General features: G+C 69.8%; 11 protein-coding genes and 1 tRNA gene. 7 read left to right on the forward strand and 5 right to left on the reverse strand.

Translation table 11 applies throughout. From position 1 onward, the window contains the following. Positions 1–1,317 carry a DJ-1/PfpI family protein gene (locus tag AB0B72_RS28005; RefSeq protein ID WP_367742039.1) on the forward strand — a complete coding sequence of 439 codons (1,317 nt, stop codon included), beginning with the start codon at positions 1–3 and terminating at the stop codon, positions 1,315–1,317. Positions 1,318–1,404: 87 nt separating this feature from the next. Here the strand turns inward: AB0B72_RS28005 and AB0B72_RS28010 are convergent, their stop codons facing one another. From AB0B72_RS28010 to AB0B72_RS28020, 3 genes are read right to left on the reverse strand one after another with little or no spacing between them, the layout of a single operon-like run. Next, positions 1,405–1,815, reverse strand: a complete 411-nt coding sequence (locus tag AB0B72_RS28010; RefSeq protein ID WP_367742040.1) for a nuclear transport factor 2 family protein — start codon at positions 1,813–1,815, stop codon at positions 1,405–1,407. Positions 1,816–1,830: 15 nt separating this feature from the next. Beyond that, a complete protein-coding gene (locus AB0B72_RS28015) occupies positions 1,831–2,280 on the reverse strand; it encodes an SDR family NAD(P)-dependent oxidoreductase (RefSeq protein WP_367742041.1) in 450 nt (149 codons plus the stop codon). Between the two features lie 40 nt (positions 2,281–2,320). After that, positions 2,321–3,097, reverse strand: a complete 777-nt coding sequence (locus AB0B72_RS28020) for an SDR family oxidoreductase (protein WP_367742042.1) — start codon at positions 3,095–3,097, stop codon at positions 2,321–2,323. 58 nt (positions 3,098–3,155) lie between these two features. Between AB0B72_RS28020 and AB0B72_RS28025 the strand changes: the two genes are divergently transcribed. After that, entirely contained in the window at positions 3,156–3,635 is a 480-nt protein-coding gene (locus AB0B72_RS28025; protein WP_367742043.1) for a MarR family winged helix-turn-helix transcriptional regulator, read from the forward strand. Between the two features lie 575 nt (positions 3,636–4,210). Here AB0B72_RS28025 and AB0B72_RS28030 read toward each other — a convergent pair. After that, positions 4,211–4,296: transfer RNA gene (locus tag AB0B72_RS28030), tRNA-Leu, on the reverse strand. Positions 4,297–4,466: 170 nt separating this feature from the next. On the opposite strand from AB0B72_RS28030, the gene AB0B72_RS28035 reads away from it, so the two are divergent. The 3 genes from AB0B72_RS28035 (at position 4,467) to AB0B72_RS28045 (ending at position 8,732) form a co-directional block, all read left to right on the forward strand. Next, positions 4,467–5,765, forward strand: coding sequence for a M20/M25/M40 family metallo-hydrolase (locus AB0B72_RS28035; RefSeq protein ID WP_367742044.1), 1,299 nt, complete (start codon positions 4,467–4,469; stop codon positions 5,763–5,765). Between the two features lie 94 nt (positions 5,766–5,859). Continuing rightward, positions 5,860–6,486 carry a hypothetical protein gene (locus AB0B72_RS28040; RefSeq protein WP_367742046.1) on the forward strand — a complete coding sequence of 209 codons (627 nt, stop codon included), beginning with the start codon at positions 5,860–5,862 and terminating at the stop codon, positions 6,484–6,486. Positions 6,487–6,692: 206 nt separating this feature from the next. Beyond that, the gene (locus tag AB0B72_RS28045) at positions 6,693–8,732 is read left to right on the forward strand and encodes a chaplin family protein (protein WP_367742047.1); all 2,040 of its coding nucleotides are present in this window, start codon (positions 6,693–6,695) and stop codon (positions 8,730–8,732) included. A 321-nt stretch (positions 8,733–9,053) separates the two neighbouring features. Here the strand turns inward: AB0B72_RS28045 and AB0B72_RS28050 are convergent, their stop codons facing one another. Further along, on the reverse strand, positions 9,054–9,239 hold the full coding sequence (locus AB0B72_RS28050) for a DUF5703 family protein (protein ID WP_367742048.1): 186 nt from the start codon (positions 9,237–9,239) through the stop codon (positions 9,054–9,056). A gap of 284 nt (positions 9,240–9,523) precedes the next feature. Between AB0B72_RS28050 and topA the strand changes: the two genes are divergently transcribed. Further along, on the forward strand, positions 9,524–12,202 hold the full coding sequence (gene topA, locus AB0B72_RS28055; protein ID WP_367742049.1) for a type I DNA topoisomerase: 2,679 nt from the start codon (positions 9,524–9,526) through the stop codon (positions 12,200–12,202). A 129-nt stretch (positions 12,203–12,331) separates the two neighbouring features. Further along, positions 12,332–13,615 carry a metallophosphoesterase gene (locus AB0B72_RS28060; RefSeq protein WP_367742050.1) on the forward strand — a complete coding sequence of 428 codons (1,284 nt, stop codon included), beginning with the start codon at positions 12,332–12,334 and terminating at the stop codon, positions 13,613–13,615. Positions 13,616–13,809: the final 194 nt, after the last annotated feature.

Here is a 13,809-nt window from a genome sequence, read left to right on the forward strand (position 1 = left end):
ATGCGCACCTTCCTGCGCCGCGCGCTCGCGGTGCTCGCGGTTCTCCTGATTCCGGTGGCGGGCGGGGCGATCTCCGCCCACGCCGCGTTGGACGCCAAGTCCGCACCCGGGCCGGACCGGCCCGTTCCCGCCGCCGCTCCTCCGGCTTTCGACCCCGCCAAACCGACCGCGGTCGTGGTGATCGGCGACAACGGGGCCGTCGTGTCGGATGCCCTTGCCCCCTACGAGATCCTCGTCGCCTCGGGCCGGTTCAACGTCTACACCGTCGCGTCGCGAAGGCGTCCGCTGCCGTTGACCGGTGGTCTGGACCTGGTGCCGGATCTGAGCTTCGCGGATCTCGCCGGACTCACCGGCGGTGCCGCGCCGACGCTCGCGGTCATCCCCGCGATGCCGGACGTCGGCCGGCCCAGTACCGGCCCTGTCACGACGTGGCTGCGTGATCAGGTGAGCCGCGGCACGCTGTTGCTGAGCGTGTGCAACGGCGCCGGTGTCCTCGCCTCGGCGGGCCTGCTCGACGGCCGGCCCGCGACCGCGCACTGGATGCGGATCGGCTCGTTCGAGTCGGACTATCCCGCAGTGAACTGGGTGCACGGCAAGCGTTTCGTCGACAGCGGTACCGTCGTCACGACCGCAGGCGTGTTGTCCGGCATCGACGGAACCCTGCACATGATCGAGCGCTTGGCCGGTTCGACGGTGGCGGCGAACGCGGCCAAGGCCGTGGGCTGGCGGTACTACGGCAACACGCCACCGGTCGTGACCGGCATCGCCATGCCCGCCCCGGCCGCGATCGTCAACGCGGGTTGGACGTGGGCGCCGCCGACCGTCGGCGTGGTGCTGACGCCGGGTGTCGGCGAAATCGACCTGGCGTCGGTGTTCGACACGCACGCCCAGTCGCTCGCAGACCGGACGTTGGCCGTGAGCGCGGACGGCGGCCCGATCCGGTCACGGCATGGCCTGACGTTCCTGCCCCGCGCCGATCTCGCTCACGCGGCCCCGGACCTGGATCGCTTGCTCGTGCCCGGAGCAGGCGTTCGCCTGGGCCGGGTCCCCGACGGCCTGGAGCCGGTGTACGTCCACTCCGGACAGGACTTCGCCTACAACGACGCCGTACGGGACCTGGCCCGGACAGCGGATGTGGCCACCGCCCGCTGGACCGCCGAGACCATGGAACTGCCGACCGGCGGCCTGCGACTGGACGGCCCGGCATGGCCGTGGCAGCAGACGGCGTCGCCCATCCTGTTGATCCTCTTGGGTAGTGCCGCGGTGATCTGCCTGCCGCGCCTTCGGACCATCGTGAACGCTCTCGTCCGGGCCTGATCGCGGCGGCGCCATGACCGGCAGAGGACGCGGCGGCGGCTCGGTCCAAGCACCGCGAGAGACGACCTGTCGAGACGACGGCACCTGTCACTCGCCGTCAAGCAGCACGTCCTTGGCATGCAGCGTGTCGAGGTACTCCTTGACGTGGATGATCTTTCCGTCGCGGATAACGAACAGCATGTGGAACTGGTTGTTGTAGACCGTGCCGGCGGCCGAGATCCCGTGCGTCTCCGTCTCGACGGCGACCCGGTCACCCTCAGCTGTCATAGCGTTCACCTCAACCTGCACGCCGTGCGGCAGGGCCGAGGCGATGGTCCCGAGCAACCGCCGGTGTTCGGTCATGGTGCGCTCGCCGGCCAACGCGAACTGTTCCGGCTTCCCGGCGATCCACCACGTGGCGTCGTCGGCCAGCAGCGCGTTGGCCGCATCTCGCTCACCGGCCGAGACATGCCGGTAGTAGTCGCGAACGATCTGCTTGTTGTCGCTCTCCACGCTCATAGGGTCTCCCTGGGTCTAGAGGTCCTCACGATGCGCCGGCCGAGACAGCCCAAAAGGCAGGGCATCATGAGAGCCGTGGCGTCGTCCATAACGGTGTCGCTGAGTACGCCCCTGGGTGACGCGGGTGGTGCCGTCCCGCCGCCGCAGCATGTCCGGCAGCACCGACCGGACGATCGTCATGGGCGTGTTCAGGTACAGGTCGATACAGGGGCGGATGAGCGACGGATCGAGCTCGGCTGCAGGCGGGAACGGGTCCTTGGCGATCGGCCCGTACTGGACCACATCGATGTGTCCGTAGCGGGCGTTGATCGCTGAGATCAGATCGGGAATCTCGTCCGGTCGCGAGAGGTCGGCGGTGAACGCCGACGCTATGCCGCCGGTCAGCCTTGGGCGACCGGGCCGTGAGCCGACGCGCGCCAAGGCGAATCGGACCGGGATCAGCACCCCGGACGTAGTGATCACCATCTACGATCACGAAGTTGGCGCGAGTTCGCTGCTGTCAGGGTCAGCTCATCGTGGCTTCGTTGACATACCGTGCGACCGGAAACCGTTTCGCGCCCTGCGCGAAGCGGCTGTTCTCTTCAGTCAGTCGTCGTAGGAACTCCGGCGACGACGTGGGCCCGAAGCCGACCTCTTCCCGGCCCTCGTCTATACCTGTGAACGCCGCGTCGCAGAATTCGTCGACGTCCGCGCCGTGCGCTGTCCCGGGGCCCGCCAGATCGGTTGCGACAGCCGGCGGAATCAGTTCCGTCACAGTGACTGTCGTGCCCTCCAGCGCGTAGCGGAGGTTCATCGTGTAGCTGTGGAGCGCTGCTTTCGCCGCGCTGTAAGTCGGTGCGAACGGTTGCGGGTTGAAGGCGCCGCCGGACGTGACGTTCACGATCTGACTGTCCCTGCCATGGGCCAGCAGCAGCGGCGTGAGCAGGCTGACGAGATGGATGGGCGCGGCCAGGAGAAGGTCGATCTCATGCTGGCGCTCATGCCACGCGGCCCTGTCCCGTGCGATCTCCACGCGCCGCTGTATGCCGGCGTTGTTGATCAGCACGTCCAGGTCAGGGAACTCCGACGTCACATGGTGCGCCAGGCGTTCGCGATCGGCGGGTATCGCGAGATCACCGGCGAAGGTCAGGACGCCGGGCAGCTGTGCCCTGACTCGGTCGAGCCGCTCTTCCGAGCGGCCGGTGACAAGGAGCTGGTCGCCGCGTCGATGGAACCGCTTCGCGAGGCCGAGGCCGATGCCGGTGGTCGCCCCGGTGATCAGGACCACTCTTGATGTTGACATGTAAACAGGGTGCTTCCCTTGGTGTTTACATGTCAACACGGGATGTAGGGTCCGACCTGTGAGCGGACCGTTGACGGATGAGCAGCTGGCGCGATGGGCGCTCTGGAAACAGGCCACGGATGTGGTGATGCGTCAGGTGGCGCAGGAGATCGCTGCAGTGACCGGGCTGTCGAGTGCGGACTTCTCGGTGCTCACCAGATTGGTCGAGGAGGGCGGAGGGGCGTTGCGTCAACAGCGGCTGGCCGACGATCTCCGGTGGCAACGGAGCCGGCTGTCGCGACATCTCGGGCGGATGGAAGCCCGTGGCCTGATCACTCGCGAGGGAACGGGCCCCCAACGTTGGATCGCAGCTACTCGAACCGCGCGCCGGCTCGTCGTCGAGGCGCGAGTTGCGCATGCGGATGCGGTGAGGCGGCACCTTCTCGATGTCATCCCGAGCCAAGACGCCGACCTCTTCTGGACCCTGATCGAGGCTGTCGCCGGCCCAGGCGTCAGGCTGGAGCAGACAAGGATCGACACCCCCGGAGGCATTCACTAGCTGTACCCAGCCATCACGTTGGCGGCAGGCGGCTGACGGGCGCCCACTGTGGGGAGCGGCCGGGGGTGTCGTTGTCGTCAGTGTGGGGGCTGGTTTGTGGGCGAAACCGGGGCCGACCTGGACGCCATGCGGCAGGGATTGGAGGCGGTGAACGCCAAGCTGGACCAATCTGGGTGGAGGATGCGCCTTCCAGACTGGCCTTAGGAAAGCCGCGATGCGACACATCGAGCGGTCTCGACTGGACACCCCTTCCGGGACGTCTGGGCGACCAGTGGTGACGCATCAATCGATCGTGATGACAAACGTGACCCCAGGAGGTCGGCAAGTGGATGGCCGAGACCCGGGCCGAGCGGCTCAAGGCAGAAGGACAGCTACGCGGCGTCGACCGCAGAGAGACCACCGAGAAGGAGATCATGGGGCCGATACCGCGACTCGGCTGCGATGACCGAAGTCCTGAAGAAGGCGGACCCCGCTGACCGTAACGACCACTACACACAGATGGGCCTGCACCTCATCTACGACCCCCTCGAGAGGGTGATCGCAGTTGAAGCCAGGCCCAACATGCACAGGATACGTGTCCGAGGGGGGACTTGAACCCCCATGCCCATCACTGGGCACTAGCACCTCAAGCTAGCGCGTCTGCCTATTCCGCCACCCGGACGTGGTGCCTCACGCGGGATCGTCATCCCGCGTCGGCTGATACAGATTAGCACTGTCCCAGCCCTGCTTCATACCGGGATTCGATGCGCCAGGCCGAGGCGGCGTGAGGGGACGTCCCAGACGACGGCAGGATGGAGGCGGGTCACATCGGTCATCAGCCAAGGAGGCGCAATGACCCCATTGAACGCTGAGGACGAGGTCGTCGAGCTGTGCCGCGACCTGATCCGCATCGACTCGACCAACGCGGGGGACAACAAGGGCCCCGGCGAGCGCGAGGCGGCGGAGTACGTCGCGGCCAAGCTCGCCGACGTGGGCCTCGAGCCGATGATCCTCGAGTCCGACCGCGGCCGGGCCAGCGTCGTCGCCCGGGTCGAGGGGGCGAACCCGGGCCGCGACGCGCTGCTCCTGCACGGCCACCTGGACGTCGTGCCCTTCGACGCGGCCGACTGGCGCCACCACCCGCTCAGCGGCGAGATCGCCGACGGATGCGTCTGGGGCCGCGGAGCGGTGGACATGAAGGACATGGACGCCATGATCCTCGCGGTCGTACGGCAGCGGCTCGCCGCCGGGCGCAGGCCGCCGAGGGACGTCGTCCTCGCCTTCACGGCCGATGAGGAGGCCGGCGGCCATTACGGCGCGCAGTGGCTCGTCGACGAGCATCCCGAGGTCTTCGACGGCTGCACAGAGGCGATCGGCGAGGTCGGCGGCTTCAGCGTGACCGTCGGCGACAAGGGCCGGCTTTATCTGATCGAGGCGGCGGAGAAGGGCATCGCCTGGATGCGGCTGACCGCGAAGGGACGCGCCGGTCACGGCTCGATGCTCAACGACGAGAACGCGGTGACCCGGCTCGCCGAAGCGGTGGGCCGCCTCGGCCGGCACGAATGGCCCGTACGGCTCACGCCGACCGTCCAGGCGTTCTTCGAGGAGGTCTTCGAGGTCGAGGTGAAGGCCGAGGACGCCGAGGCCGCGGTGGCCACGCTCGGCCCGCTCGCCAGGATGATCGGCGCCACCCTCCGCAACACGGTCAACCCCACGATGCTCGAGTCGGGGTACAAGGCCAACGTCATCCCGCAGACGGCCACGGCCCACGTGGACGGGCGGTTCCTCCCCGGCTACGAGGACGAGTTCTTCCAGACGGTGGACGAGCTGCTCGGGCCGGACGTCGCCCGCGAGTTCGTCTACCACGACATCGCCGTCGAGACGGCGTTCAAGGGCCCGCTGGTCAAGGCGATGGCCGACGCGCTGCACGAGGAGGACCCCGGCTCGCGGGCCGTGCCGTACACGCTGAGCGGCGGCACGGACCTCAAGGCCTTCAGCCGCCTCGGCATCCGCGGGTACGGCTTCGCGCCGCTGCGGCTCCCGCAGGACTTGGACTTCTCGGGGATGTTCCATGGCATCGACGAGAGGGTTCCGGTGGATTCGCTCCAGTTTGGCGTTCGAGTGCTTGACCGTTTCCTCGATTACTGCTGAGAAATACGTTGCGATCACGTGCCGTGCCGCTACAGTGACTCTCCGTTGAGGGTTGGATCCGCACCGGGCGGACCCAGCGGACTCGGGAGGTCGCGTGACACGCACGCCGGATGAGCAGCGGGGGGCACAATCGCCCGCCGCCGCCTCACGCGTGCCGGTGACGCCTCCCGGGTCCGGTGAGAGGGGCCGGATGGCGCGGTTCGCGGCCGGCTTCCATCTGGGTCGCCTCCTTGTCGTCGGCGGGCTGATCGCCGCCGGCTGGCTGCTCGGCGTGATCTTCGGCGTCTTCGGCACGGCGGCAGCCGTGACCGGGGCCGGACCCCTGCACAGTGTCGCCGGGTCGGCTCTCCCCGGCCATTTCCCCATGACGGACCCGCCCGGCTCGCTCTCCTCGAGCGCCGGCGCGGCCTCCGCGGGGAGGTCCGACGGTTTCCCCACGGCGATCCACGAGGCATCGGTCAACGCCGAGGCCATGGCCGGGCGAACTGTCGACGGGCTCACCAGCCAGTCGAAGCCCGTGCTCCCCTCACCGTCCACCGCCGACCACGCCCCGGGTGACCAGGGCTTGGTCCCTCAGACAAGCGGTGGATCGTTCCTCTTCGGGGACGTCGCGCGGTCGGCGATCGAGCCGCGCTTCACCACGCTGACCGCTCCCGCGGCAGCGCTGACCCCTCCGGTGGTCCGCACAGCGGCGGACGACCCTTCTTTCTCTCCGGACTGATCCCGCCTTCGCACCGGTCCCCGTCCTGATGGCTGACCGGTGCCTTCGCCTGCCCGCCCCGTGGTGCCCGGGCGGCAGGCTCCCGCGCGGGTGACGCGGAATCTCCCACCCTCGTGACTGTCCGTGACCCCGCTGTGCTCTGGCATGGACATCTGTCGCGATCTGTCAGGTAACCCCCTTGTAGGACCACATTTAGGAGCTTCATCATGCGAACCTGGGCGAAGGGTTCAGCCCCCGCGGCGTTCCTCGCGGTCGGTGTCATGGCCTTCGGCAGCGGTACGGCTCTCGCCGACACCGACGGCGGCAACTCCGTCGGCGGCGGCAACCAGGTGAACCTGCCTGTCACCCTGCCGATCGACATCAGCGGCAACGCCGTCGGCGTCGTCGGTGAGTCGGAGGCCTCCTCCCGGGGCGGCGCGGCCGTCCTCCAGGGCGGCGGCAGCGGTGCCGGGCAGAACCGGACCTCCGGCTACGGCAGCGTCCTCGGCGGCAACCAGGTGGTGGCGCCGATCACCGCTCCCGTCAACGCCTGCGGCAACGCGGTCGCCGTGCTCGGCGAGTCCGAGGCCGGCTGCAAGGGCGGCGCGGCCGTCCAGGGCTCGGGTTCCGGCCGCGGCGCGGGCGGCAACGTCACCAGCGGGAGGCACAGCGTCCTCGGCGGCAACCAGGTGATCGCGCCGATCACCGCTCCCGTCAACCTCTGCGGCAACGCCGTGGCCATCTTCGGCGACGCCACCGCGGGCTGCAAGGGCGGAGCGTGGGTCCAGAACGGCGCCGGTTCCCGTGCCGGCGGCAACCGCACCTCCGGGCGCTCCTCGGTGCTCGGCGGCAACCAGGTCGTGGCCCCGATCACCGCTCCGATCAACGTCTGCGGCAACTCGGTCGCGGTCATCGGCGAGGCGTTCTCCGGGTGCACCGGTGGCTCGTCCGTCAGCACCGGCCGCTGGCACGGCCACCACGGGTGGGGCGGGTACGGCCACGGGCACCACCACCCGGGCTCGACCGGCCACGACACCGACGGCCGCTTCTCGGCCGGCAGCGGCACCCAGGTGGTCGCGCCGATCATCGCGCCGACTCACGTCTGCGGCAACGGCTCGGGAAGCTGCCGCGGCGGCATCTCGACCTGGCACCGGCCGGGCGGCTCGGCAGGCGGCAACGTCACCAACGGGACGCACAGCGTCCTCGGCGGCAACCAGGTGGTGGCGCCGATCACCGCGCCGATCAACGTCTGCGGCAACGCCATCGCCATCGCGGGTGACGCGTTCGCCGGCTGCCGCGGCGGGGCCTCCGTCAACGGCGGCTGGAGCCACGGACACTGGAGCCACGGCCACTGGGTCCACGGCGGCTCGGGCGCCGGCCACAACGTCACCTCCGGACGCTCGTCCATCCTGGGCGGCAACCAGGTGGTGGCGCCGATCACCGCGCCGATCAACGTCTGCGGCAACGCCGTGGCCGTTCTCGCGCGGTCCCACGCGGGCTGCAAGGGCGGCGCGGCCGTCGTCGGCGGCACCGGCGGCGGTGGCAACATCACCTCCGGCCGGCACGGGATCCTCGCCGGCAACCAGGTGGTCGCCCCCATCACGGCGCCCATCAACGTCTGCGGCAACTCGGTCGCGGTCCTGGGCGACGCGGCCGCGGGGTGCCTGGGCGGCGCCAACGTCGGCCCCGGCCGCCACAACGGCCACTCCGGGTACTGGGGCCGTCAGCACGCCGCCGCGCGCGAGGGCATGATGTCGGCGGCACCCGCCAGCCCCATGCTGTCGGGGCTCAAGGAGGCCAGTGGCCTGTCGCAGCAGATGAGCTCCGCCGCGGTGCCGTCGGCGCCCGTCATCGGCGACCTGCCGAGCATGCTCGGCCTTCCCGAGTTGCCGAGCCTGCCCACGCTGCCCAGCCGGCCCTCCGCTCCCCGCAAGGCGCACGCCGCGAGCAGCGGCACCCCGGCCGCCCCGTCGGTCTCCAAGGTCACCGAGTCGGTGCCGGCGGCGCGGTCGCTGGACGGCGCGACCCGGTCGCTGCCCGTGACCAAGACGCTCGGCGACGCCACCAACGGTCTGCCGACCGGCGACCTGGGTGAGGCCACCGAGGCGCTGCCGCTGGACAACCTCGGCCTGATGAGCGCCGAGCAGCCTGTGGGTCTCACGGGGATGAACTCCGGTTCGTTCGCGGCGCTCGTCCTCGGCGCCATGTTCGCCGCCTCGGCGAGCCTGTTCGCCGTCACCCGCCGCTTCCGCTTCGGCAGGAAGTAAGGGATATCGATCGCCCGCGCCAGGGCGTCTCGGCGGTCGACCGTCCGCCGAGCGCCCGGCTCGGGCGACACTGACGCCCCCCGCGCATCCAGCGTGGGGGAGCACCGATGCTTTGCCCGTTCCGGGGGCGCGGCCCGGGGCGGGCAAAGCGCATTTGTCCATCCATCCAGCCGGGCAGCCGCGTTCCGTGGCCACGCCGGCGATGGGCGTGCGCCGGCCGTTTTCCAGCCGGGGGAAAGGCGTCCCGCGCCGTGAGATTCGCCCGTTGCGCCAGGCCGTACGCCACGCCGTGAAGCGGAGCGGCACGCCCGTGCCGTACGCTCACAGAGTGCGGGCGGCCCGGATGACCTTACGGCGGAGCCGGACGCGCCTGCTCCCATCAGGGTAAAGGCGCAGCCGATCGAGCTCCCAGTCGCCATGCTCCGCGTGCTCGGTCAACATCTGTCGCGCCACTTCGCGCGAGGTGCCACGGGGCAGGTACAAATCCAAGTAGGAGTAGTCGAGCACAGCCATTAGTCTCCGGGGGCGTGCTAGGGAACTCGATGGGCTCTATTCTGCGTCCTCATGGATAACAGGTCCAGGCGGCTTGCATTCCCGGACATAAGCGGGTAGCCCGAGGGGGAAGAACTTGCGGCGGCCGGTACCTTCATAACGGCCCCCTCGGGGTGCTGGAGGCCGGGTACGGCGACGGGGCTTCGGCGCCGAGCCGTAATGACGAGGGACCGCGAAGCCGGGGAGCACGGAACCCGGGTGCATGGGGAATGACAGCGGACAGCGAGGTAGGTAGCAGCGTGCCAGCCAACAACGGCAACGCCGGCGGAACCCGCCTGGTGATCGTGGAGTCGCCTGCCAAGGCGAAGACGATCGCCGGGTACCTCGGGCGCGGCTACATCGTGGAGTCGAGCATCGGCCACATCCGTGACCTTCCGGAGAAGGCCGATGACATCCCGGAGAAGTACAAGGGCGAGACGTGGGCCCGCCTGGGGGTGAACGTCGACAACGAGTTCGAGCCGCTGTACGTCGTCAACCCGGACAAGAAGTCTCAGGTGTCCAAGCTCAAGCAGCTTCTCAAGGACGCCGACGAGCTCTACCTCGCCACTGACGAGGACCGGGAGGGCGAGGCCATCGCGTGGCATCTGCGCGAGGTCCTCAAGCCGAAGATCCCGGTGCACCGCATGGTGTTCCACGAGATCACCCCGCACGCGATCCGCGACGCCGTGTCCAACCCGCGCGACCTCAACCTGCGGCTGGTCGACGCCCAGGAGACCCGGCGCATCCTCGACCGCCTCTACGGCTACGAGGTCAGCCCCGTCCTGTGGAAGAAGGTCAAGCCGCGACTGTCCGCCGGCCGCGTGCAGTCGGTCGCGACCAGGCTGGTCGTCGAGCGTGAGCGGGAGCGCCTGGCGTTCACCGCGGCCAACTACTGGGACCTGCAGGCCCTCTTCGACACCGGACGCGACTCCGACGACCCGCCGACGTTCAGCGCCACGCTGACCGGTGTGGACGGCAGGCGCGTCGCCCAGGGCCGCGACTTCGCCTCCACCGGGCGGCTCAAGGGCGGCGACATCCTTCATCTGGACGAGGCCGCGGCCACCGCCCTCGCCGGCAGGCTCGAAGGCGCGTCGTACGCCGTACGGTCGGTCGAGCGCAAGCCGTACACGCGCAAGCCGTACGCGCCGTTCCGGACGACGACGCTGCAGCAGGAGGCGAGCCGCAAGCTGGGCTTCTCCGCCAAGTACACGATGCAGGTCGCCCAGCGGCTGTATGAGAACGGCTACATCACCTACATGCGTACCGACAGCGTCACGCTGTCGGAGACCGCGGTCGCCGCCGCCAGGAGCCAGGCCGTCAACCTGTACGGCGCGGCGTACGTGCCGGACAAGCCGCGCGTCTACACCAGCAAGGTGAAGAACGCCCAGGAGGCGCACGAGGCGATCCGCCCGTCCGGTGAGCAGTTCCGCACGCCGGGCGAGACCGGGCTGTCCGGCGACATGTTCCGGCTGTACGAGCTCATCTGGCAGCGTACGGTCGCGTCGCAGATGAAGGACGCGGTCGGCGAGTCGGTGTCGGTGAAGGTCGCCGGGGCTTCCAGCACCGGTGAGAACGTGGAGTTCAGTGCCACCGGCCGCACGATCACCTTCCACGGCTTCCTCAAGGCGTACGTCGAGGGCGCGGACGACCCGTCGACCGACAGGGACGACTCGGAGAAGCGGCTGCCGGCCCTCGCCGAGGGCGATCGCCTGACGGCGGCCCAGCTGACCGCGCTCGGCCACTCGACCAAGCCGCCCGCCAGGTACACCGAGGCCTCGCTGGTCAAGGAGCTTGAGGACCGCGAGATCGGCCGCCCGTCGACGTACGCGTCGATCATCGGGACGATCCTCGACCGCGGGTACGTGTTCAAGAAGGGCACCGCGCTGGTGCCGTCGTTCCTCGCCTTCGCCGTGGTGAACCTGCTGGAGCAGCACTTCGGCAACCTCGTCGACTACGACTTCACGGCCGACATGGAGAAGGTCCTCGACGACATCGCCAACGACCGGGCCGAGCGGGTGCCCGAACTGCGCCGGTTCTACTTCGGCGAGGACGGCGACGAGGGTCTCAAGGAGATGGTCACCGACCTCGGCGAGATCGACGCCAAGGAGATCAGCTCGTTCCCCATCAGGGGGACCGACATCGTCATCCGGGTCGGCCGCTACGGGCCGTACCTCGATCGCGACGGCGCCCGGGTCAACATCCCCGAGGACATGGCGCCGGACGAGCTGACCGCCGAGAAGGCCGAGGAGCTGTTCTCCCGGCCGAGTGGCGACCGCGAGCTCGGAATCGACCCGGAGACCGGCCGGATGATCGTGGCGAAGGACGGCCGTTACGGGCCGTACGTGACGGAGATCCTTCCCGAGGAGCCCCAGCAGCCGGAAGGCAAGAAGCGGACGAAGAAGGCCGACGCCGTCAAGCCGCGGACCAGCTCGCTGTTCAAGACGATGTCGCTCGACACGATGACGCTGGAGCAGGCGCTGCTGCTGCTGAAGCTCCCCCGGGTGGTCGGTCAGATCGACGGCGAAGAGGTCACGGCGCAGAACGGCCGCTTCGGGCCCTACATCAAGAAGGGCACGGACTCCAGGTCACTCGCGTCCGAGGACGACCTGCTGACGGTGACCATCGAGAAGGCCAAGGAGTTGTTCGCGCAGCCGAAGGCGCGTGGCCGGGGGCGTGCGGCCGCGGCCCCGCCCCTCCGGGAGCTGGGCGACGACCCGGCCTCGAAGAAGCCGGTGGTGGTCAAGGAAGGGCGTTTCGGGCCGTACGTCACCGATGGCGAGACGAACGCGTCGCTCCGTAAGGGCGACACGGTCGAGGACATCACGATCGAGCGGGCCGCCGAGCTGCTCGCCGAGCGGCGGGAGCGTGCACCGGCTGCCCCCAAGCGTCCCGCCACCCGGGCCAAGGCGGCGGCGAAGAAGCCCGCCGGCACCTCCTGACCCTGCGCGAGGGTTGTCCACAGCCTCACCGGGTTGTCCACAGGCGGCCCGACGGTCGGCTCGCGCCCGGCCGAAACCCTCGTAGCATCAACCTCGCCGCCTGATCGCCAGGCGGCAGGAGGGGTTTTCGTGGGGTTCCTGGTCACGATCCTGGCGACCGTGGTCGTCGTGCACTTCTACCTGTGGTGGCGCCTGGTCAGGTCCACGACCCGCCCGGGGTCCCGTGCGCGCCGGGTGCTGACCTGGACGCTGGTCGGGCTGGCGGTGCCGCTGGTGGCGACCAGAGCGGGAGGCCGGATCGCCGGTGTGGGGTTCGAGCGCGTCGTCGCCTGGCCGGGCTACCTGTGGCTGGCGCTGATGTTCTACCTGGTCGTCTTCTCCGTGCTGGTGGAGGTTCCCCGGGCCGTGGCCCTGCTGCCGGCGAAGCGGGCGGGCCGCCGGGAGGCGGCGGCGTCCGTGATGGCGCCTTCGGCCATGCCTGTGGCGGCGGGCTCAGGGGCCCCTCTCGCGGAGGCCGGCGCCTCCGGTTCGCCGCCACATGAGCAGCAGGCAGGTGGGGCGGGGATCGACCGGCGGCTCTTCATCTCCCGCACGGCCGCCGCCGTCGCGGGGGCCGGCGCGCTGGCGACAGTGGGCTACGGCGTGACGCGCGCGCTCGGCGATCCCGTGATCGAGCGCGTCCCGGTGCGCCTGCCCCGGCTGGACCCGAGGATGGACGGGCTGCGGCTCGCCGTGGTCAGCGACATCCATCTCGGCCCGTTGACCGGCAAGGGGCACACCGAGCGCATCGTGCGCATGATCAACGGGCTTCGGGCCGACGTCGTCACGATCGTCGGCGATCTCGTCGACGGAAGCGTGGCCGAGCTGGGCCCCCTCGCCGCACCTCTCCGGTCCCTGGAATCCCGCTACGGGGCGTATTTCGTGACCGGCAACCATGAGTACTACACGGCCGAAGGCCCCCGGGAGTGGATCGACGAGCTCGACTCCCTCGGGGTCAGGTCACTGCGCAACGAGCGCGTCGAGATCAGGCATGCGGGAGCCGTACTGGATCTCGCGGGGGTGAACGACCTGAACGGCCAGGCGTCCGGGGACGGCCCGGACCTCGGCAGTGCCCTCGGCGGCCGGGACGCGGGCCGGCCCGTCGTGCTGCTCGCCCATCAGCCCGTCCAGGTGAGGGAGGCGGCCGCCCACGGAGTCGACCTCCAGCTTTCCGGGCACACCCACGGCGGTCAGATGGCGCCGTTCAACCTGATCGTCCCCTTGCAGCAGCCCGTGGTGGCCGGCCTCGCGTCGTTCCCGCGCGCCGGGGGCGGTGACACGCAGATCTACGTCACCCGAGGCGCGGGCTACTGGGGGCCGCCGGTCCGCGTCGGCGCTCCGCCGGAGATCACCCTGATCGAGCTCCATGCCTGACCGTCCCTGACGCTCCCTGCCGCGATGTCCCAAAGAGGATCTCCCCTTGAACTCGCCTCTGATCACACTTCGAAGGTCGCCGGACGTGTCGGGCGACGTGGCGTGGAGCCACCCCGCCAGGGGCCCGATCCGTCGCCAGGACCGGTCCGGCGGCACCGGGGAGAGTGCCTGATCTCGCCGGCGGAAAAGGCCAG

Source organism: Microbispora sp. NPDC049125 (assembly GCF_040802045.1).
Taxonomy (GTDB): domain Bacteria; phylum Actinomycetota; class Actinomycetes; order Streptosporangiales; family Streptosporangiaceae; genus Microbispora.